Origin of the sequence: Palaeococcus ferrophilus DSM 13482 (assembly GCF_000966265.1) — an archaeon.
Classification (GTDB): domain Archaea; phylum Methanobacteriota_B; class Thermococci; order Thermococcales; family Thermococcaceae; genus Palaeococcus; species Palaeococcus ferrophilus.
Genome location: NZ_LANF01000019.1, coordinates 52,423 through 69,508 on the forward strand (window position 1 = coordinate 52,423; position 17,086 = coordinate 69,508).

Here is a 17,086-nt window from a genome sequence, read left to right on the forward strand (position 1 = left end):
AAAAGTTGTCCAGCTACCCACACCATTTAAACGCACTCCCCGATGAATAGCAGGGGTAAGAAAGAAGAAAAAGAGGACTAACCCATCTGGAGGGCGTGACCCCTCAGCTCGCCCCTCTCGAAGCGGTAGGGGTCGTAGAAGTCGAGCGGCTTATCTGTCTTCCCGTTCACGATGAGCTCCGCTAAGGCCTCCCCAACCACCGGGGCAAGCATGAAGCCGTGGCCGGAAAAGCCAGCCGCTATGTAGAACTCGTCTACCTCGTTTATCCTCCCGATGGCCGCGTTGTGGTCTGGGGTTTCCGCGTAGTAGCCACCCCACACCCTTATGACGTTCACGTACTTGAGAGCGGGGATTATTTGGGCGAAGCGGTAGCTCACTCCCCTGAGGAACTCGTAGGTGGGCGTTATGTCGTAGGTCGGCCCGTACTTGAGTGCGTAGCCGCCTATAATACCGCCCTGGTTGGCCTCCTGCGTCATGTAAACTCCCCCGTGCTTGAAGGATATGACCATAGGTTCTATCTGGCCCGGCTTTATGGGCTCGGTCTTTATCCCCTGGTGCTTGTAGGGCTCTATCGGGATTTTTATCGGCACTCCTGCCATCTTGTTTATGAGCGGTGCCCAGGCGTTGGCCGCGTTGATCACCCTGTCCGTCTTTACCTCTCCCCTGTTCGTCACGACGGCCTTTATCTTCCCGTCCTCGACCCTGATGTCCTTCGCCTCCGTGTACTCGTATATCTCTACCCCGAGCCTCTTGGCGGCCTCGGCATAGGCGAAAACGGCTTTAAACGGGTTCGCCTTTCCATCTGTGTGGTTCCATGCTGCTCCTATAACCCCGTCTGTGTTGAGGGGCGGGACTATCTCCTTAGCCTCCTCGGGCGTTATTATCCTCGAAGGAACTCCAAAGCGGTTCTGGAGCCTGACGTTGTTCTTGAAGGTCTCAAGCTCCTCCTCGTCGTAGATGAGGAAGAGGTAGCCGCTCTGGGTGAACTCGACGTCTTGTCCAAGCTCCTCTTTCAGCCCCTTCCACAGCTCGACGGAGCGCTTCATCATCCTTATGTTCGCCTCGTCGTTGAACTGCTGTCTTATCCCTGTTCCGCAGCGGAAGGTAGAGCCGTTTCCGAGGTAGTTCTTCTCGAGGACGACTACATCGCTCTCGCCGAGCTTGGCGAGGTTGTAGGCTATGCTGAGGCCTATTATGCCACCGCCGATGATAACGGTACTGGCTTCACTCCTCATCGTCGATCTCCCCCGCGAGCACTCCCATTGGAACGGGCCTTGTTGGAACGCGCGTTGCCGGAAGGGCTATCTCATCCATCTTCTTTCCCGTCTTTCTTGCCAGTATCCCCATCACGAGCGGAAGGCACGTTCTCCCCTGACAGGGCCCCATGCCTATCCTCAGGAGCCTTTTAAGCTCCTCGATGTCGGTTATCCCCTGGTCAATGAGGGCCTCTATTTCCTCCTTCGTGACGTCGTTGCAGCGGCAGATTATCACGTCACTCATTCTCTCACCACCACAGCCCTTTCTGACGAAAGCGCTGGCGGAATGTTTTTGACTTCAATATGGTCCTCACTAATTGCCCGCAGAGTACAATCTCTTACGATTCTCATTCTCTCACCACCCTGACAGCCCTAACCTCCCACGCCAGCTCAATCGGAACCTCCACAGTGACGACGGGTGTGTCTCCCATGCTTTTCTCCCTGGGTATGACGAGCGTGACCTTCCCCCTCCCAACGGGCTCGCCTACGCGGTTGAGGAGAACAACCTCCTCGCCGCGCTCTGGAACCGGGAGGAGCTCGTGAGGCATCGTTACCCTCGCCTTGTCCCCAACGTAGTGCATCATGAAGAAGGCCAAACCAGGACATATCTGAACGCAGAGGGAGCAGCCGACGCACTTCTCGTAATCAACTATGGGAAGGTCGTTTGGAGTTGGCATGCTTATCGCTCCCGTTGGGCACACCTCCCTGCAGGGGGCGCACGGTATCTCCTGCGGGCACTCCGGAACGGCGACGGGCTTCGCCTTAAGCCGCTCCTCGCTCGGCCTCTCAATTACCTGGAAGAGCTCGTCGGGGGTTATGTATCCCATTCCGAGGTAAGGGGGAACTTCATGCATCTTCACCGACCTCCGCGAGAATCTTCTTTATTCCCTCAAGCACGTGCCGTCCAAAGGGCCCGGAGCGGAACTCAAGGAGGTCGCGCTGGGCCTTCTCTATCTCCCTCAGCCACTCCGGAGAAGCGACTCCAGCCTTGAGCGCCGCGGCAATTCCGGCTATCTTCCCCTCAAGCATCGCGGTCGTTGCCTCCTCTATCCCCGCGGAGTCTCCCGCCACGAATATTCCCTGGACTGTGGTCTCCATCCGCTCGTCCCTCACCGCTACGTGGCCGCTCAGCTCGCGCACGAACTTCACCTGACAGCCCGCCTGGTGGAGGAGCTCTATGCTCGGCCTAAGGCCAACGGCAAGCGCTATTGTATCCACCTCGAAGACTTTCTCCGTTCCAGGAACCGGCCTCCAGTTATCGTCGAGCTGAGCAACCACCGCCCTCTCGACCCTCTCCTTGCCTTCCGCGCGCAGTATCGTGTGTCTCGTGAGTATTGGGACTCCCAATCTTCTCACCTTGGCCGCATGGACGAAGTAGCCACCGACCTTGGGCATGGCCTCGACTATCGCCTTCACCTCGACGCCTGCCTGGAGGAGCTGATAGGCAAGAATAAGTCCCACGTTGCCAGCTCCAACGATAAGCACTCTGTCCCCGGGCTTCACTCCGTAGGTGTTCATAAGCGTCTGAATGGCCCCGGCACCGTAGATTCCGGGTAAATCGTTGTTCTCGAAGGGTATCATCTTCTCCATCGCCCCTGTGGCGACGACGAGGGTCTTACCGAGGAGCTCGAGCAGTTCCCGGTTCTTCCTCACGGCCGCAACGAGCTTGTTATCCCCTTCTTGGAAGACTCCAACGGCCGAAGTTTCGAGGAAAACCTCTATGTTCTCCCTTTTCCTTACCTCCTCCTCAAGGATTTCAGCTATCTTGACTCCCCTCACCCCTGCGAACTGCTCCCTCTTTCCAAAGAACTTGTGGGTCTGCTTGACGAGCTGGCCGCCGAGCATGGGATTCTCGTCGAGGAGAACGACCCGGGCACCTGCATCTGCGGCGTTTATGGCCGCCATAAGTCCAGCAGGTCCGCCCCCGATAACGACAACGTCGGCTTCATACCTTGGTGCGTCCTTCCATGCAGGGGGTTTAGCCCCTTTTGGAAGGGGTTCCTTGCCTTTTTGCATCTCAACCCTCATGCCGTCTTCTACGAGGGTTATACACGAGCGAACGTTCGGAACCCCGTTCACCCTAACGAGACACGAGGAGCACTTTCCTATGGCGCAGAACAGTCCCCTAGGCCGGTCTTTCTCGCTGCTGTGGCTGAGGACTCTAATTCCCGCGGCGTGGAGCGCCATTGCGATGGTTTCTCCCTCGTAGGCTTCCACCGGCTGGCCTTCAAAGTATATCGTGACCTTTTTACCCCGTTCAAATCGTAGAACAGGATGTTCAGTAAGGCGCATTTTGTTTCACCAGTGTAAAATACACAAAAACGTTTATGAAGATTTTTTCCTAAAAACGTTTTTCACCTTTGGTTTATGTAAGGTTTGGAAACTCAGACCTGTTGTCAGTTCAATAGATAACAGGGAAAAAAGAAGAAATTCAACCCATTTGGAGGGCCTGGCCCCTGAGCTCGCCCCCCTCGAAGCGGTAGGGGTCGTACCACCAGGCAGGGAGGTCGGTTTTGTCCTTTGTCACGAGGTCGGCTATAATCTCCGCCACTGCAGGCGCCATCATAAAGCCGTGGCCGGAGAAGCCCGCAGCAATGTAGTAGTCGCTCAGCTCCTCGATTTTGCCTATTGCCGGGTTACTGTCCGGTGTCTTGGCATAGTACCCTGCCCACGTCCTAAGTATGAGGAGCTCCCTCAGGGCGGGGATTATCTTGGTGAAGTAGTGACTCACCTCGCGCATGAACTCGTAGGTCGGGTTGAGGTCGTAGGTCGGGCCGAGCTCGTAGCCAACTCCACCAACGATACCTCCATGGCTCGTCTGGGTGAGGTATGCGTGGCCGTACTTGAAGGATATGACCATCGGATTGACCGAGCCCTTCTTTATGGGCTGGGTGATGACGGCCTGGTGCTTGTAGGGCTCTATCGGTATCTTCGTCCTGATCCCAGCCATCGCATTGATGAGCTTGGCCCAGGCGTTGGTGGCGTTGATGACGATGCCAGTCTTTATGATGCCCCTCTCCGTCTTGAGGCCTTTTATCTCGCCGTTCTCGATTATGAAGTCCTTGACCTCAGTGTATTCCACGAGCTTTGCGCCGAACTCTTCAGCGTGGAGGGCGAACTTCGCCGTCGAGTGGAACGGGCTGGCCTTTCCGTCGGTCGGGTTCCAGGAAGCGGCAACGACCTCGCTTATGTCGAGGAGCGGTACAATCTCCTTGGCCTCTTCGGGCGTTATGAGCCTCGTCGGGACGCCAAACTTGTTCTGGATTGCGATGTTCCTCTTGAAGGTCTCGACTTCGTCATCGTCGTAGAGCAGGAAGAGGTAGCCCGTCTGCTCGAAGGGGAAACCGTACTCCTCACTATAGCGCTTCCAGAGCTCGACGGAGCGCTTCATGACCTGGACGTTCGCTTCATCGTTGAACTGCTGTCTTATACCCGTCCCGCAGCGGAATGTGGAGCCTGAGCCAATGAAGCGCTTCTCTATGACGGTAACTTCCTCGCCCCTCTTGGCAAGCTCGTGGGCGATGGTAACTCCAACGATTCCGCCGCCGATTATCGTTATCTCACTCCTTTCGGGAAGCTCCCTCGTCGGCATTTCAATCCCTCCCGGCGACAACCTTCATCTTGACGTTCTTTATGGGCGGCCTCGCGACAGGTATGTCAAGCCCCTCCATGCCCATCCCGCTCCGCTGGGAGACGAGAAGGGCGCCGTTGAATAGGCAGAACCTGCCCTGGCAGAAGCCCATAGCTAAGTGGGTGAGCCTCTTGATTATCTGCAGGTCTGTTATGCCGCTCTTGACAACGTCGTCAACCTTTCCAAGGGTGACGCCGCAGCCGCATATCTGGACGTCCTCGCCGTTGAAGTTATCGAGCGGGAGCCTTGGTATTGGCCTCGCGACCGGCTCGTACTCATTGAGCCTCTCCTCATAGCGGCACGGCTCGCCCTCGTAGCCGAACTCCCTCAGGATGTACGCCCCAACGAGCTTTCCTTCGAGGTAGTTCGCGTAGTGCGGCTTTATGCTGATCGCACTCCCCGCGACGTAGATTCCGTCCCTTATCCTGTGCTCGTCGTCCAAAACCGGCATGTAGTAGCCGCGCTTGAAGTAGAGCTTCCCTCCGGCCTGGGTTATCGGGTTGATGTCTGGAATCCTTCCATCGGCCACTATCAGCGCGTCAACCTCGTAGACGTTGCCGTTCTCGTCAATGACGCGCTCGACTCTGTCTTCACCTTCAACCCTCTTGACGTTCGGGACAACGATGTATTCAACACCCCAGCGCTGAAGCTCTGGGATAATCTCCTCGATGAAAGCACCGGTGACGGCGACCTTCCTTCCGGGAGCGACGCCCCAGACGTTCATGACCTCAAGTGCATCGCTCCTCCTGAAAACCCCTGGCCAGTCGTTGTTCTCGAAGAGCATTATGCTGTCAACGGCTCCAGTAGCTAAAACCACCCTCTTCGCCATGAACTCGATGAGCTGGTCGCCCCTGACGGCCGGAACGAGGAAGTACTCGCCCTTATCAAACACGCCCAGGGAGGTCGTTTTGAGAAAGACTCTCACGTTCTCAGGGAAGTTAGTCAGCTTTTCTATCGCTTCCCTCGGGTTCCCGAAGCCCTCCTGCTCAACGCCCTTGAGCCACATGTCGCCGCCGAGCCAGCCCTTCTCCTCGATGAGGGCAACCGTGAGCTTTCCACCAATCTCTTCAACGACACCGAGACCGGCCGGGCCGGCGCCTATGACTGCAACGTCCACAACGTAGCGGAGGATGGGCTTGCCCTCGTCTATACTCACTTGCTCTTGGAAGTCCGCGTAGGTTTGCCTCTCAATCTTCATGCCGTCTTTGACTTTGAGCTTTCTCCCGTTGATGTTTTTCACACCGTTTACGGTAACCGGAACCGGGCCGAAGGTGAAAGCACCTCTGTGCCTGTTCTCGTTGCTTGTAGTGAGCCAGTAAACGCCGTTGGCGAGCATCGCCACCGGAAACTTTTCCCCTTCGTAGGCCTCGTAGGGCTTTCCATCGAGGTATATAGTGACTTTCTTAGAAGGATCTTTTTCCGTAAGGTCAAGTACCCTCATTGGTTTCACCCCAGGGTTTTACAATCGGCGTCCTTACTTATACATAGATGTTTATAAATGTTAGGTTGGCCAAAAATGGTTTAAAACCTTCGGTTAAATACTGCGGAATTCCGAAACACGCGGTAAAAGATAACGACGGAATGATAGAATATAAGGAAAAAAGAAAATCAGGCCATACCTTTGGCAAGGACGAAGTCCGCGACGTTCTCGACCTGGCTCTTGGCCCTGGTCTCGGTGAGACTCTTCCTGCCGCTCTCGATGGAAACCTTTCTGAAGAGCTTCTCGTGGGTCTCGACGATTTCCTCTGGCGGCTTGGTGAGGAGGCTGACTATTATGATGATGAACAGGGTTATGAAGAAGTTAATGAAGAACACTGGAACGTCCTGGAACCAGCCGCCGATCGTTCCCCATATGCCCGGAGCGTCCTTGGTGAAGGCCCAGCCGTATATCTTGGCCTCAAAGATGACCTCGCTGACCAGACCGTAGGCCATTCCAACGATTCCGCCCTCCTTGGTGACGCGCTTCCACCAGAGGCTGAGCGTGAGTATCGGCCCAAAGCCTACCGCGAGTCCACCCCATGCCGTTGCCACCATCTGGTAGATGATCCCCGGGCCGCTTATAGCAAACCAGAGGCCCACGATGGCAACACCAAAGACGACTATCCTCGATATGTTGACCATCTGCTTCTTGCCGACCTCCTTGCCGAGAACCTTGTGGTAGAAGTCTCTCGCTATGGCCGATGAAGCGACGAGCAGCTGGGAATCGGCAGTACTCATGACGGCGGAGATTATACCCGCTATGACGAATCCCGCTATCCAGCTCGGCATGAGCTCAACGGCCATGGCGGGGATGACTCTCTCAGGATCGCTGACGTTTAGCATGCCCGCCTGGTAGAGTGCAAACCCAAGGAATCCCGCGAAGAACGCTCCCCAGAGGACTATCGTCGTCCAGATACCGCTGATGAAGATACCCGGCCTCCTGAGCTTCCTCGGGTCCTCAACGCTCATGTAACGGGTGACTATGTGCGGCTGGCCGAGGTAGCCGACTATCCACGAGGCGTAGCCTATGGCGAAGATTATGGCCGCCCACCCTGCGGCACCGCCGAAGGGGTGGAGTTTAGCGGGGTCAACCTGACCGATTACCTCCGTTGCCTTGCCAAGGCCTCCTATCTTGGCCAGGGCCAGGAACGGAACGATAATGAGGGTCAGCAGCATGAACAGGGCCTGCACCACGTCCGTCCAGACGACGGCGAAGAATCCACCGGTGATAACGTAGGCAGTCAGGATGATAACTGTTATGAGGATTCCGGTGTTGACGCTTACTCCAAAGCCCTCCGCGAAGGTCTTTCCTCCGGCGGTGAACTGAGCGGCTACATAGGCGGTCATGAAGATTATGATGATCAAAGCGCTGAGGATTCTGATGAGCTTGGTGTCATCCTTGAGCCTGGCCTCCAGGTAGTCGGGAACGGTTATTGCTCTAAACTTACCGGCGTAGATTCTAAGCCTCGGTCCGATGAGGACGTAATCTGCTAGTGTACCAAAAAGACAGCCTATTCCGGCCCAGAAGGCTCCAAGGCCTGCTTTGAACGCACTTCCTGGGTAACCGAGCATCAGCCATCCTGAAAAGTCACTCGCCTTGTCGCTGAGAGAAGCGGCAAGAATGTGAACCCTTCTTCCTCCGACGAAGTACTGGTCTTCTGTCTTGGTGTAGCGGTTGGCCCACCAACCTATGTACGCCAGGAGGGCGAGGTATATCAAAAATCCAAATAGTACTCCCGCGTTCATAGCTTACCCTCCTTCTTCAGCTCTTCAACGAGGTCTTCGTCGTAGGCGAGAATCTCGTCATCGACGTAGTACTCCTTCCCGGTTATTCTGTCCCAGTAGCCGTAGAGAACCATAGTCAAAAATCCCAAAATCGTTGGCACCAACAGAGTCGCCCAAGCTGCACCACTAAGCCCCATATTGAACACCCCCGATTGGATGCGTTGGGGAAGCCCCAACATTGTCCATTTGTGTCTTTTACGTATTTAAATATATCGCGGGAACTTCCAAAACAATGTATGGGATGTAATTCAAAAAACGCTCCCGGTTGATGAAAACTACTTCAACAATCCTCGGCCGATACCCAAGGTTTAAAATCCGGTGTGCGGTAGATTATGGGGGTGTTGAAATGGCAAAGGTTAGAGTAATGAGGCCGGTCTTCAGGCCGGAGGCGGAGGAGGGTTTTGTGCTCTACCCCTACCACATATTCCACCTCAGACTCTTCTACAAGCGACTCGGGATGAACGACAGGGTTATGGACTACTACGCCTACGTTGACCTGTACCGCCTCGGGGCCGAGAGGGGGGATGACTTCATAGCCCTGGAGGAGTGGGAGGTGGAGAATAGGATGATCATGGAGCCGCTCGTTGATTACGATGAAGCCGAGAAGAAGGCCTTCGAGAGCGCGATAACATGGGGGAACTCTCGTGTTGTATCGTGGTGGCTGCCGAGGATAGAGGTGGTCAGGCACGAGAGGGCCTACAAGGTCTTCTGGCTCTACGAGAGGGACGGTGAGAAGCTCATAATGGACAGCCTCGACGGAAAGGAGTACTCCCTTGACGCGATGGCCGGAAAGGACGGGAGAAGGTGTAAGGGCTCGTGGTGCAGGTGACGAAAACGTTATCAAATCTTAAGTTTAACGCCTTATGGGGATGTGAATGGACGTGATCTTGAGGGTGAGGGTTCCTAAGGGAATCGACGAAAAGCTCGTGGGGGAAATGGCGGAGATATTCGCACGGGCCCAGGCCTTGAGGATGCTCGCCTCCAACAAGAGAGGTGAAGACTGAGAAGGCATCATGGGGGGAGCTTCGTGAGTATCTACAGGAGTACAGGGACTTTTCTGGACAGTAGCATCCTGCTCAACTTGCTCTTTGAGACCGAACTGACAGAGAGGGCCAGGAAACTCTTTTCCATGGCGGATGATCCGCTGGTTTCCGAAACGGTCGTGGATGAGTGTGTCTACGTCACACTTAGGAAGAAGGCCTCTTCCCGCGGGATTAAGAGCATCCATGAGCTGAGGAAATTCCTGAAAACTGAAGAGGGGAGGGCCCTCCTCGGGAATCCTCCGAGATAGTGCTTTCGTTCATAGGCAAGTACGGAATTGAAATTATTGAAGACCCCGATATCTTTCTGACCCTGAGCATAGCGGAAAAGTACGGCCTTCTGATTCACGATGCAAAAATCGTTGGTGCCATGATGTCCAGCGGGGTCAGGAGAATAGCCACCCTCGACCGGGACTTTGAAGGGATACCCATAATCGAAGTCCTCAAAGAAGGATAGAAGGAAGCTTCAGGCGTTCGTGTACGGCCTCAGGATGTTGTAGATGTGCTGTGCGGCATCGGTGTAGAGTGTGTACTTCTTGTCCCTCGCCTTGAACTCAAGGTAGTGGCCTCCGAGGAGGGCCTTTTTCAGCTCAAGCCACTATATGTCCTTAATATGTGCATTGATGTATTTAGGCGTTTTGCAATCAACACCTGGAAGAAGAGAAGATTTAAAGGGCCGTTCTGCGGGTAAACCCTCTCCCTAATCCTCTCCGGCAGCTTCTAGAATGGTTCTTATTACTCCGTCGGAGAGCCTGAAACCTTTCCCGGAAAGTTCCTCCAAAAGAGGCTTAACGCTCCCAATGGCCTTCCGTTTCTTTGCGAGCAGTATTACGCCCCCGGTTCCTATAATCCGAATTCCTATGTCTCTAGATATCTTCCTTGCTTTAAGGTCGTCCAAAATAAGAAAATCTGCTCTCATCTCTATCGCTAGAGCTATGGCCTCTGCCTCTCCTGCGCCCAGAAGTTTCATGAGGGTTTTCACCAGGGGCCTGTCTTTGGGTTCTTTAAGGTGTATCCAATCCGGAAGAGGTTCTCCAAACTCCTTTGCCACCGCGGGTGGGATGAATATCTCGCCAAAAACGTCCTTTAGAAGTTCCAACCTGTCTATGTTCGAGAGCCCGATCAGCGGGCTGGTGTTGGAGACAACCTTCATAGAAGACCCTCTACCACTTCTATATCCCGCTGGGCCTCCTCAACATCGTAGTTCAACGGGATATTCCTCTTTCTGAGCTCATAGAGGAACTCTCTAACGCTTATGCCGGCGAACTCAGCGGCTTTTCCCAGACTGAGCTTGCCCTCCCTGTATAGCTCGATAGCCGCGAGCAGGCGAAGTTCCTCAGAGGGCCTTGGCCCGAGGAGCTCCCTGAAGTCCAGTGGAACGGCGCCCTCCATAAAACCACCACTTTGGAATTCGTAAAAAGTCGTCAAAAACTTTACTCTACCTCGCGTGAATCTCCACTATGTCCCCGTCCTCGAGCACGTGGTCGGCCCCGACCCTCTGTCCGGGGAACTTGACGCTCTTGCCCCACACCCTCGCGTACTTGAAGTTCTCCGCGAAGTCCTTGTGCACCTTCTTTGCTACCTCTATGACGGTGGCGCCCCTCCTCATGGGTATCGGCGGATAGGCGGGATCCTCCCCGGGGCTCTTGGTGAAGACCCTTATCACGTCCGCCAGCTTGAAGAGTTCCTCCTTCAGCTCCTCGAGCTTTATGCCCTTGCCCGCTGAGACGGGGACTATCTTGAAGCGGTCGCCGTAGGCTTTAACCAGCTTCTTGTAGTTCTCCCTGCTCCCTGGGGCGTCGCCCTTGTTCGCTATGATGATTGCCCTTTTCCACACGAGGCTCTCGTCGAGTGCATCGGCGAACTCCTCGAGGGTTACCTCTTCCTTAACCGTTATCTCCGCGCTGTGGATTTTCTCCTCGCGGAGCATTCTCATGACCTCGCTTACCTCGCCCTTGATGTTCTCCTGGCCGTTGATGATGATTCCACCGCTGGCGGTCCGCTTTATCTCCACCCTTGGTCTCCTCTTGTTGAGCTTTATTCCGGCCCTCTCGAACTCTCGAAGGAGAATCTCCATCTGCTTAACCGGGTCCTGGGAGAGGTCAACCACTATGGCTATTGCGTCGGCGTTCCTTATGACGCTCAAAAGCTGCGTCCCCATGCCCTTCCCAAGGGAGGCACCCTCAACCAGCCCCGGAACCTCAACCAGCTGTATCTGCACGTCCTTGTGGTGCATCATGCCCGGGATTGGCTCCACGGTGGTGAACGGATAATCGGCGCTCTCGACTTCCGCGTTGGTTATCCTCCCAAGTATGGAGGACTTCCCGACGTTCGGCAGGCCCACCAGCACTATCTGAGCCGCCCCTTCCTTTCTGACGCTGAAGGAGTAGCCTCCACCCTTGCGCTGGCTCTGCTGCTTCTCGAGCTCCTTTCGGAGTTCAGATAGCTTCCTCTTTATCTGGAGTCTCAGCTTCTCAGTTCCCTTGTGCTTTGGAACCGTGGCGTACATTTTCTCGAGGGCCCTGATTTTCTGGGGTATTGTCTTGGCTTCTTTATACTCTTCCTCCGCCTTCAGGTACTCTATGGTGACGTTGGTGGGCATGCTCTCACCTCGCTAATCGGATTAACCGGAGCGTATTTTTAAAGCTATGGTAATCAAGTTGCGGCAACTTTATATAACCTGTCGAAAAATTTTAGACGGTGATGACGGTGAGAGCGGTCCTCGATGAGACTGACAGGAAGATACTCGCGATACTCCAGAAGAACAGCAGGACTCCCCTGCGGGAAATCTCCAAAGAAGTTGGCCTCGCCGAATCAACGATATACGAGAGGATAAAGAAGCTCAAGGAAAACGGCGTGATAGAGCGATTCACGGTCATCCTGAACCCGGACTCCCTGGGCTTCACTATGCTAGCCTTCATTCTCATAAAATCCAGGGCGGGGATGTACCCTCAGGTGGCCGCGGACCTCGTTAAGTACCCTGAAATCGTCGAGGTCTATGAAACGACCGGCAACTACGATATGGTGGTGAAGATAAGGACTAGAAGCAGCGATGAGCTCAACACTTTCCTTGACAGAATAGGCGAGATTCCAGGGGTTGAGGCCACCCACACGATGGTGGTTCTCAAGGCCCACAAAGAAACAACGGAACTCCCCCTCTGACCAGATATGTCCAGAAAGGGTTATAAGTGTCTCTTTCTATTTATCTCTGAACGCTACGGGGGTGTTTTGTATGAAGGTGTTGTTTCTGAGTGCGGATGGCTTTGAGGACTTGGAGCTTATCTACCCGCTCCACAGAATCAAGGAGGAGGGCCACGAGGTCTACGTTGCCAGCTTCCAGAGGGGCAAGATTACGGGCAAGCACGGCTACTCCGTCAACGTTGACCTTTCCTTCGACGAGATTGATCCGGATGAGTTCGATGCACTCGTTCTTCCTGGTGGCAGGGCCCCGGAGATAGTGAGGCTTAACGAGAAGGCTGTCTCGACCGTTAAGAGGATGTTCGAGGAAGGAAAGCCCGTCGCAAGCATCTGCCACGGCCCGCAGGTCCTCATTTCGGCCGGCGTGCTGAAAGGCAGGAAGGGTACGAGCACGATAACCATACGGGACGACGTTAAGAACGCCGGTGCTGAGTGGATCGATGCGGAGGTCGTTGTTGACGGCAACTGGGTGAGTTCGAGGCACCCCGGGGATTTATACGCTTGGATGAGGGAGTTCGTAAAGCTCCTTCGCTGAATTTCTCACTTCTATTTTGCTCCCGTTTTTGATCCTTTTGGATTAGTGAAAATTCATGCATTTCCAGATTTTTAATCTGCTGACAGCGTAATACTTATATCCCTTGAGGGCGTTTTAACTTCAGGTGGTGGAAGTGAGACGCGGCGGTCTGCTCGGGGTGGTTCTCATTGTCCTCATACTGTTCGTTGCCCTCGCCGTAATAGCCGCCGCCTTGGTGATGCACGGGCTTGAGAACGGTGAGGGATTTCACTTCACCCCCTCGAAGAAGGTGGGCACCCCACACACCCTCGGTGAGTTCAACGTAACCGGAGTGCGCCTGGAGAACGTGGTGGGCAGGGTCGTGGTTCTCGGCTCAAACGGAAGCTCCCTTGTGGTGGAGACGAACCTTCCCCTTGAGTACCGTTTAAACTCCACCCTAACGCTCTACTGTCCCTCAAAATACGGGCACAACGTATGTTCTGACTACGAGAAGGGCTATGTCGGGATAAAGGCGCCGCACATGGAGTCCCTTCGTGCCGATCACCTCGTGGGAAACCTCGTGCTCAACGTTGAACTCGGGTCGCTCACTGTTAAGGGCGTCGTTGGCAACGTCATCGTGCGGAACACCTCGACGATGGTCGTTAACGACGTAACGGGCAACGTTAGGGGCTCCTGCGGGAAGGGCGTTGTGTCGAAGGTCATCGGGAACGTTGAGGTTGGGGCCCTGGAGGGGCTCACAGTCAGCGACGTCGTGGGCAACGTGAAAGTCATCCTCCCCGAAAACGCCAGTTTGGCGCTTAAGGCGGATGGCTCCTTCACGAGCAAGCTTCGGATTGGAGAGGGGGTTTATGAGGGTTCCTACGAGCTGCCCGTTGAGATAGACAACATCGTTGGAAACGTCGTGATTGAGAAGGGGGCATTCCTTATAACCCCCGAGGGCTGATATAGAGGTGGTGGGAAAATGGAGAAGAGGCTTTACAGGAGCAAAAAGAACCGGGTCTTCCTCGGGGTGCTCGGCGGGATGGGTGAATACTTCGACGTTGACCCGACGCTCCTCAGGGTTGTTTACGTGATATTCCTCCTCGCGAGCCTTGGAACCGCGATACTGCTCTACCTGTTGCTCGCCCTTGTGATTCCGGAGGAGGGAGTGGTATGAGCAAGCGTCTTTACCGGAGCAGGGAGAATAAGATGCTCTTTGGAGTTCTGGGGGGCATAGCGGAGTACCTAGGGACGGACCCGACCCTCGTTCGCGTGCTCTTCGTGCTGCTCCTCCTGGCGATGCCGGGAACGGCAATACTCCTCTACTTCATCCTCGCCATAGTGATGCCCGAGAGTCCCGAGGAAGAGGTTACCCTCGAGAAGCTCCCCGAGAAGGTGGACAAACTGCTCAAAGAGGCGGATGAGACATTGAGCAACGTTGGAAAGAGGGCACCCGACGAGATAGAGAGGGCCCAGAAGGAGGTTATCCGGGAGGACGACAGGAGGGTGCTGGCGGCAATCATAATCATCATAGGGCTCGCCATCATGGTCGGGAACATGAACCTCCTGCTTCCAGCGTGGTTCAGCTTCAAGCTTGTGGTCGCGGCCGTCTTCGTGCTCTTCGGCCTCTACCTGCTGGTGAGGGGATGAGCATGAGAAAGGTTATAGGCCTCTTTTTCCTCCTCCTGGGTGGATACATAATCCTGAAGACCTTCTATCCCGGGTTTTTTGAGGTTATAACACCCTACGCCCACTACATCAAGGCCGCGTTCCCGGGGGTCGTGCTTGTCCTCCTCGGGCTCTTCCTGCTCTCGAAGAAGAGGGGCGTGAGGAACGCAATAGGGGTCGTCTTCGTGGTTTACCTCGTCCTGTACATCGCACTCCCGGGCGAGTTCAGGGCCTACACCTTCAACGCGTCGGGAGTGAGGGCGATAGAGGTGGAAGACGTCTTTGGGGACGTGCAGATGAGGATGGTGCCCGGTGACGATGTGACCGTCAAAAGCGACGAGAGGATAAGTGTAAACCGCGAGGGAGGCATCCTTACGATTCATGCCGGGAAACGGGCCAGTGTCGTCATTGAGGTTGGCAGGGACGCCGGGGTGGAGGATATCTCCCTCAAAAACATTGTGGGGAGCATGAACCTTGAGGTGAAGGGTAGAGACCTGTCCATCAGCGAGTTCACGGGGGATGTGAACGTTGAGGTCGTGGAGCTCGAGCGGCTTGAACTCTCCAACGGCGTCGGTGACGTCACCATAGACGTTCCCTCCGACTACCGCGTGGAGGCCAACGTGCCCGTTGAAGGTAGCTCAAGCGGCGAGAAGGTCTTAAAGGTATCCGTTTGGAGCGTTGTGGGAGAAGTGAGGGTGAAGTAAATGGAGCGCTGGAAGGTGATTAAGGCGTTTACACTGGGGCCCCTGCTCGAGGCCACGATACCAAAACCTGGCAACGTGAACCGCTACCATGATTTCGAAGACCTCACCATCTACCACTTCCTATTCGGGAACACCGCCCTCCTCAACGTCCTCTACGAGGCAACCGAAGTGGCCAGGCTAGTGGCGAGGGGAACCTACGACCTGAGCGAGGCTGGGATAGGTGAGCTCATAAAGAGGGCCGTTGCGGAGTCACGGAGGGCACAGGGGGCGAACCCGAACTTCGGCGTTGTGGTGCTCGAGGTGCCGCTGATAATGGCTCTGAGCGTATCGAAGGGCCTCTTCGATGCCCGGGAAATTGTCAAGCGCCTCATCTCCGCCTCAACAGTGAGGGACACAATGGAGCTCTACAGAGCTATACGGATAGCCAACCCCAAGGGCATACCGAGCGGGGTTAAGTACGACGTTTACAGCGAGAGCGCCTTCGATGAGCTCTTCAGGGACAGGGTAAACCTGTGGGCCCTGGCGGAGATGAGCTGCGAGAGGGAGCTAATATTCTGCGAGTGGCTCAACGGTTACGAACTCTCTTACCAGACCTTTCTCCGCCTCAAGGAGCTTGTAAACGAGCTCGGGCTTGAGGAGGGGACGTTGAGGGCATTCGTGGAGCTGCTGGCGTCCCGCAAGGACACCTTAATTGCCCGAAAAGCGGGGGAGGAAGAGGCACTGCTGGTAATGCAGAAGGCCAGGGAAGTCCTGAAGGGCTCTATGAGCGTTGAGGAACTCGATAATTTCCTCAGAGAAAAAGGAGACCTCAGAAACCCAGGGAGCCTCGCGGACGTAACGGCTATCGCGCTGAGCCTCCTGGTACTCGACGGCTTCACTCTTTGACTATTTTCACCCTCTTAGCCCCTCCGAGTCCGAGACCTATGTTCTTGCTGTCTATGATAAGCGCATCTCCCCCAAGCTCCTCGAGGAGTTTCACGGGGTAGCCGGAGATCTCTGTTACGGCTTCTTCTCCGCCGAACTCCTCCCTGACCTGCTCGAGGAGGAATTCGTAGGCATCCTTTCCAAAGAGCACCAGGTCGGGGGTGTAGCCGTCCATCTTGAGCTCGTTGGCCTTCTCCTCGACCGCACTCAAAACCCTTATGAGTTCCCCGCGCATGTTATCACCGTGGTATCTTCGACGTCCGGAGTTAAAAACCTTGGCTCAGAGGCCGAAGGCTCCCTTAATGCCGTTTATAACCATCTGCACCGCCATGGATGCAAGGATGAGTCCCATCATCCTCGTGAGGACTTTTATCCCGACCTTTCCGAGCCTCTTTTCAATGCCCTCCGCAGAGAGGAGTGTGAGGTAAACAGCGGCGCTTATGAGGGTTATCACTCCAAGGATTATCCCGTTCTCCAGGGGATTGGACGCCTGTGCCATGTAAACCATCACCGTTGTTATTGCCCCCGGTCCAGATATCAGGGGGATTCCTAGGGGGATTATGGCCATGTCCGCGGCCGTTATCTCCTCCTCTTCGTCCTCGCTTATCTTGACCTTGGAAATCTGTCCGCTGAGCATATCGAGCGCCATCCTGAAGAGGAGTATCCCTCCCGCTATGGCGAAGGCGTCCACGGTGGAGCCGAAGAAGCGGAATATCCACTGCCCGACGAGCGCGAACGTTACCAAGGTAACCAGCACCGTGATGAACACCCTCTTGGCAACGCGCCTCTTGCAATCCTTCGAGAGCCCGTGGGTAACCCCCAGAAAAACCGGAACCGCACCCACGGGGTTCGTGATGGCGAACAGTCCAGCGAAGAAGAACGCGAACTCCTTGAATACCCACAGCTCC

Annotated in this window: 24 protein-coding genes; 11 read left to right on the top strand and 13 right to left on the bottom strand. The window is 55.2% G+C overall.

The features are described from left to right. Positions 1 to 77 precede the first annotated feature (77 nt). From PFER_RS10100 to PFER_RS10135, 8 genes are all read right to left on the bottom strand, one after another. A complete protein-coding gene (locus PFER_RS10100) occupies positions 78 to 1,235 on the bottom strand; it encodes an NAD(P)/FAD-dependent oxidoreductase (RefSeq protein WP_048151809.1) in 1,158 nt (385 codons plus the stop codon). Beyond that, entirely contained in the window at positions 1,225 to 1,500 is a 276-nt protein-coding gene (locus PFER_RS10105) for a (2Fe-2S)-binding protein (protein ID WP_048151811.1), read from the bottom strand. Before PFER_RS10105 ends, PFER_RS10100 begins: the two co-directional genes overlap by 11 nt. Positions 1,501 to 1,603: 103 nt before the next feature. Next, positions 1,604 to 2,110, bottom strand: a complete 507-nt coding sequence (locus PFER_RS10110; protein ID WP_048151814.1) for a 4Fe-4S binding protein — start codon at positions 2,108 to 2,110, stop codon at positions 1,604 to 1,606. Next, positions 2,103 to 3,548: an FAD-dependent oxidoreductase gene (locus PFER_RS10115; RefSeq protein ID WP_048151817.1), complete on the bottom strand. Its 1,446-nt coding sequence runs from the start codon at positions 3,546 to 3,548 to the stop codon at positions 2,103 to 2,105. Before PFER_RS10115 ends, PFER_RS10110 begins: the two co-directional genes overlap by 8 nt. 139 nt (positions 3,549 to 3,687) lie before the next feature. Further along, entirely contained in the window at positions 3,688 to 4,848 is a 1,161-nt protein-coding gene (locus tag PFER_RS10120; RefSeq protein WP_048151820.1) for an NAD(P)/FAD-dependent oxidoreductase, read from the bottom strand. Position 4,849: 1 nt separating this feature from the next. Further along, positions 4,850 to 6,328, bottom strand: coding sequence for an FAD-dependent oxidoreductase (locus PFER_RS10125; protein WP_048151822.1), 1,479 nt, complete (start codon positions 6,326 to 6,328; stop codon positions 4,850 to 4,852). Positions 6,329 to 6,495: 167 nt separating this feature from the next. Beyond that, positions 6,496 to 8,112, bottom strand: a complete 1,617-nt coding sequence (locus PFER_RS10130) for a sodium/proline symporter (RefSeq protein ID WP_048151824.1) — start codon at positions 8,110 to 8,112, stop codon at positions 6,496 to 6,498. Beyond that, entirely contained in the window at positions 8,109 to 8,288 is a 180-nt protein-coding gene (locus PFER_RS10135; RefSeq protein WP_048151827.1) for a hypothetical protein, read from the bottom strand. The genes PFER_RS10130 and PFER_RS10135 overlap by 4 nt, the downstream gene beginning before the upstream one ends. A 209-nt stretch (positions 8,289 to 8,497) precedes the next feature. Here PFER_RS10135 and PFER_RS10140 point away from each other — a divergent pair, with 209 nt between their 5' ends. The 4 genes from PFER_RS10140 to PFER_RS10150 are packed head-to-tail and all read left to right on the top strand — an operon-like array spanning position 8,498 to position 9,648. After that, positions 8,498 to 8,980 (top strand): hypothetical protein, encoded by a 483-nt coding sequence (locus PFER_RS10140; RefSeq protein WP_048151829.1) that lies wholly within the window; start codon positions 8,498 to 8,500, stop codon positions 8,978 to 8,980. A gap of 46 nt (positions 8,981 to 9,026) precedes the next feature. After that, positions 9,027 to 9,155, top strand: coding sequence for a hypothetical protein (locus PFER_RS12555; protein ID WP_281175724.1), 129 nt, complete (start codon positions 9,027 to 9,029; stop codon positions 9,153 to 9,155). 23 nt (positions 9,156 to 9,178) lie between these two features. Further along, positions 9,179 to 9,442 carry a PIN domain-containing protein gene (locus tag PFER_RS10145; RefSeq protein ID WP_048151832.1) on the top strand — a complete coding sequence of 88 codons (264 nt, stop codon included), beginning with the start codon at positions 9,179 to 9,181 and terminating at the stop codon, positions 9,440 to 9,442. After that, on the top strand, positions 9,442 to 9,648 hold the full coding sequence (locus PFER_RS10150; RefSeq protein ID WP_048151835.1) for a type II toxin-antitoxin system VapC family toxin: 207 nt from the start codon (positions 9,442 to 9,444) through the stop codon (positions 9,646 to 9,648). Before PFER_RS10145 ends, PFER_RS10150 begins: the two co-directional genes overlap by 1 nt. 243 nt (positions 9,649 to 9,891) lie before the next feature. Here the strand turns inward: PFER_RS10150 and PFER_RS10155 are convergent, their stop codons facing one another. The 3 genes from PFER_RS10155 to PFER_RS10165 are packed head-to-tail and all read right to left on the bottom strand — an operon-like array spanning position 9,892 to position 11,793. Beyond that, complete coding sequence (locus PFER_RS10155) at positions 9,892 to 10,344, bottom strand: DUF3368 domain-containing protein (protein WP_048151838.1); 453 nt, start codon at positions 10,342 to 10,344, stop codon at positions 9,892 to 9,894. Beyond that, on the bottom strand, positions 10,341 to 10,583 hold the full coding sequence (locus PFER_RS10160) for a UPF0175 family protein (protein ID WP_048151840.1): 243 nt from the start codon (positions 10,581 to 10,583) through the stop codon (positions 10,341 to 10,343). The genes PFER_RS10155 and PFER_RS10160 overlap by 4 nt, the downstream gene beginning before the upstream one ends. Positions 10,584 to 10,629: 46 nt before the next feature. After that, positions 10,630 to 11,793: an OBG GTPase family GTP-binding protein gene (locus PFER_RS10165; RefSeq protein ID WP_048151843.1), complete on the bottom strand. Its 1,164-nt coding sequence runs from the start codon at positions 11,791 to 11,793 to the stop codon at positions 10,630 to 10,632. Positions 11,794 to 11,894: 101 nt separating this feature from the next. Here PFER_RS10165 and PFER_RS10170 point away from each other — a divergent pair, with 101 nt between their 5' ends. The 7 genes from PFER_RS10170 to PFER_RS10200 all read left to right on the top strand — a co-directional run bounded on the left by PFER_RS10170 (position 11,895) and on the right by PFER_RS10200 (position 16,139). Continuing rightward, entirely contained in the window at positions 11,895 to 12,353 is a 459-nt protein-coding gene (locus tag PFER_RS10170) for an Lrp/AsnC family transcriptional regulator (protein WP_048151845.1), read from the top strand. Between the two features lie 70 nt (positions 12,354 to 12,423). Next, on the top strand, positions 12,424 to 12,924 hold the full coding sequence (gene pfpI, locus PFER_RS10175; protein WP_048151849.1) for a deglycase PfpI: 501 nt from the start codon (positions 12,424 to 12,426) through the stop codon (positions 12,922 to 12,924). A gap of 124 nt (positions 12,925 to 13,048) precedes the next feature. Next, the gene (locus tag PFER_RS10180; RefSeq protein ID WP_157255209.1) at positions 13,049 to 13,846 is read left to right on the top strand and encodes a hypothetical protein; all 798 of its coding nucleotides are present in this window, start codon (positions 13,049 to 13,051) and stop codon (positions 13,844 to 13,846) included. Positions 13,847 to 13,864: 18 nt separating this feature from the next. After that, the gene (locus PFER_RS10185) at positions 13,865 to 14,059 is read left to right on the top strand and encodes a PspC domain-containing protein (protein ID WP_048151853.1); all 195 of its coding nucleotides are present in this window, start codon (positions 13,865 to 13,867) and stop codon (positions 14,057 to 14,059) included. Further along, on the top strand, positions 14,056 to 14,532 hold the full coding sequence (locus PFER_RS12065) for a PspC domain-containing protein (RefSeq protein WP_048151856.1): 477 nt from the start codon (positions 14,056 to 14,058) through the stop codon (positions 14,530 to 14,532). Before PFER_RS10185 ends, PFER_RS12065 begins: the two co-directional genes overlap by 4 nt. Then, positions 14,529 to 15,254 (top strand): hypothetical protein, encoded by a 726-nt coding sequence (locus PFER_RS11920; protein ID WP_052696231.1) that lies wholly within the window; start codon positions 14,529 to 14,531, stop codon positions 15,252 to 15,254. Before PFER_RS12065 ends, PFER_RS11920 begins: the two co-directional genes overlap by 4 nt. Then, the gene (locus PFER_RS10200) at positions 15,255 to 16,139 is read left to right on the top strand and encodes a triphosphoribosyl-dephospho-CoA synthase (protein WP_048151858.1); all 885 of its coding nucleotides are present in this window, start codon (positions 15,255 to 15,257) and stop codon (positions 16,137 to 16,139) included. Here the strand turns inward: PFER_RS10200 and PFER_RS10205 are convergent. Together PFER_RS10205 and snatA are read right to left on the bottom strand one after the other, a co-directional pair. Beyond that, positions 16,129 to 16,413: a family 4A encapsulin nanocompartment shell protein gene (locus tag PFER_RS10205; protein WP_048151862.1), complete on the bottom strand. Its 285-nt coding sequence runs from the start codon at positions 16,411 to 16,413 to the stop codon at positions 16,129 to 16,131. The two genes, PFER_RS10200 and PFER_RS10205, sit on opposite strands and share 11 nt — an antisense overlap. Before the next feature lie 45 nt (positions 16,414 to 16,458). Next, the gene (gene snatA, locus PFER_RS10210) at positions 16,459 to 17,082 is read right to left on the bottom strand and encodes a neutral amino acid NAAT transporter SnatA (protein WP_048152646.1); all 624 of its coding nucleotides are present in this window, start codon (positions 17,080 to 17,082) and stop codon (positions 16,459 to 16,461) included. Between the last annotated feature and the right edge of the window lie 4 nt (positions 17,083 to 17,086).

Bases quoted from the DNA above. Each gene is read 5' to 3' on its own strand.
- PFER_RS10100 (WP_048151809.1), bottom strand. From the start codon at position 1,235: ATGAGGAGTGAAGCCAGTACCGTTATCATCGGCGGTGGCATAATAGGC.
- PFER_RS10105 (WP_048151811.1), bottom strand. From the start codon at position 1,500: ATGAGTGACGTGATAATCTGCCGCTGCAACGACGTCACGAAGGAGGAA.
- PFER_RS10110 (WP_048151814.1), bottom strand. From the start codon at position 2,110: ATGCATGAAGTTCCCCCTTACCTCGGAATGGGATACATAACCCCCGAC.
- PFER_RS10115 (WP_048151817.1), bottom strand. From the start codon at position 3,548: ATGCGCCTTACTGAACATCCTGTTCTACGATTTGAACGGGGTAAAAAG.
- PFER_RS10120 (WP_048151820.1), bottom strand. From the start codon at position 4,848: ATGCCGACGAGGGAGCTTCCCGAAAGGAGTGAGATAACGATAATCGGC.
- PFER_RS10125 (WP_048151822.1), bottom strand. From the start codon at position 6,328: ATGAGGGTACTTGACCTTACGGAAAAAGATCCTTCTAAGAAAGTCACT.
- PFER_RS10130 (WP_048151824.1), bottom strand. From the start codon at position 8,112: ATGAACGCGGGAGTACTATTTGGATTTTTGATATACCTCGCCCTCCTG.
- PFER_RS10135 (WP_048151827.1), bottom strand. From the start codon at position 8,288: ATGGGGCTTAGTGGTGCAGCTTGGGCGACTCTGTTGGTGCCAACGATT.
- PFER_RS10140 (WP_048151829.1), top strand. From the start codon at position 8,498: ATGGCAAAGGTTAGAGTAATGAGGCCGGTCTTCAGGCCGGAGGCGGAG.
- PFER_RS12555 (WP_281175724.1), top strand. From the start codon at position 9,027: ATGGACGTGATCTTGAGGGTGAGGGTTCCTAAGGGAATCGACGAAAAG.
- PFER_RS10155 (WP_048151838.1), bottom strand. From the start codon at position 10,344: ATGAAGGTTGTCTCCAACACCAGCCCGCTGATCGGGCTCTCGAACATA.
- PFER_RS10160 (WP_048151840.1), bottom strand. From the start codon at position 10,583: ATGGAGGGCGCCGTTCCACTGGACTTCAGGGAGCTCCTCGGGCCAAGG.
- PFER_RS10165 (WP_048151843.1), bottom strand. From the start codon at position 11,793: ATGCCCACCAACGTCACCATAGAGTACCTGAAGGCGGAGGAAGAGTAT.
- PFER_RS10170 (WP_048151845.1), top strand. From the start codon at position 11,895: ATGACGGTGAGAGCGGTCCTCGATGAGACTGACAGGAAGATACTCGCG.
- pfpI (WP_048151849.1), top strand. From the start codon at position 12,424: ATGAAGGTGTTGTTTCTGAGTGCGGATGGCTTTGAGGACTTGGAGCTT.
- PFER_RS10185 (WP_048151853.1), top strand. From the start codon at position 13,865: ATGGAGAAGAGGCTTTACAGGAGCAAAAAGAACCGGGTCTTCCTCGGG.
- PFER_RS12065 (WP_048151856.1), top strand. From the start codon at position 14,056: ATGAGCAAGCGTCTTTACCGGAGCAGGGAGAATAAGATGCTCTTTGGA.
- PFER_RS11920 (WP_052696231.1), top strand. From the start codon at position 14,529: ATGAGCATGAGAAAGGTTATAGGCCTCTTTTTCCTCCTCCTGGGTGGA.
- PFER_RS10200 (WP_048151858.1), top strand. From the start codon at position 15,255: ATGGAGCGCTGGAAGGTGATTAAGGCGTTTACACTGGGGCCCCTGCTC.
- PFER_RS10205 (WP_048151862.1), bottom strand. From the start codon at position 16,413: ATGCGCGGGGAACTCATAAGGGTTTTGAGTGCGGTCGAGGAGAAGGCC.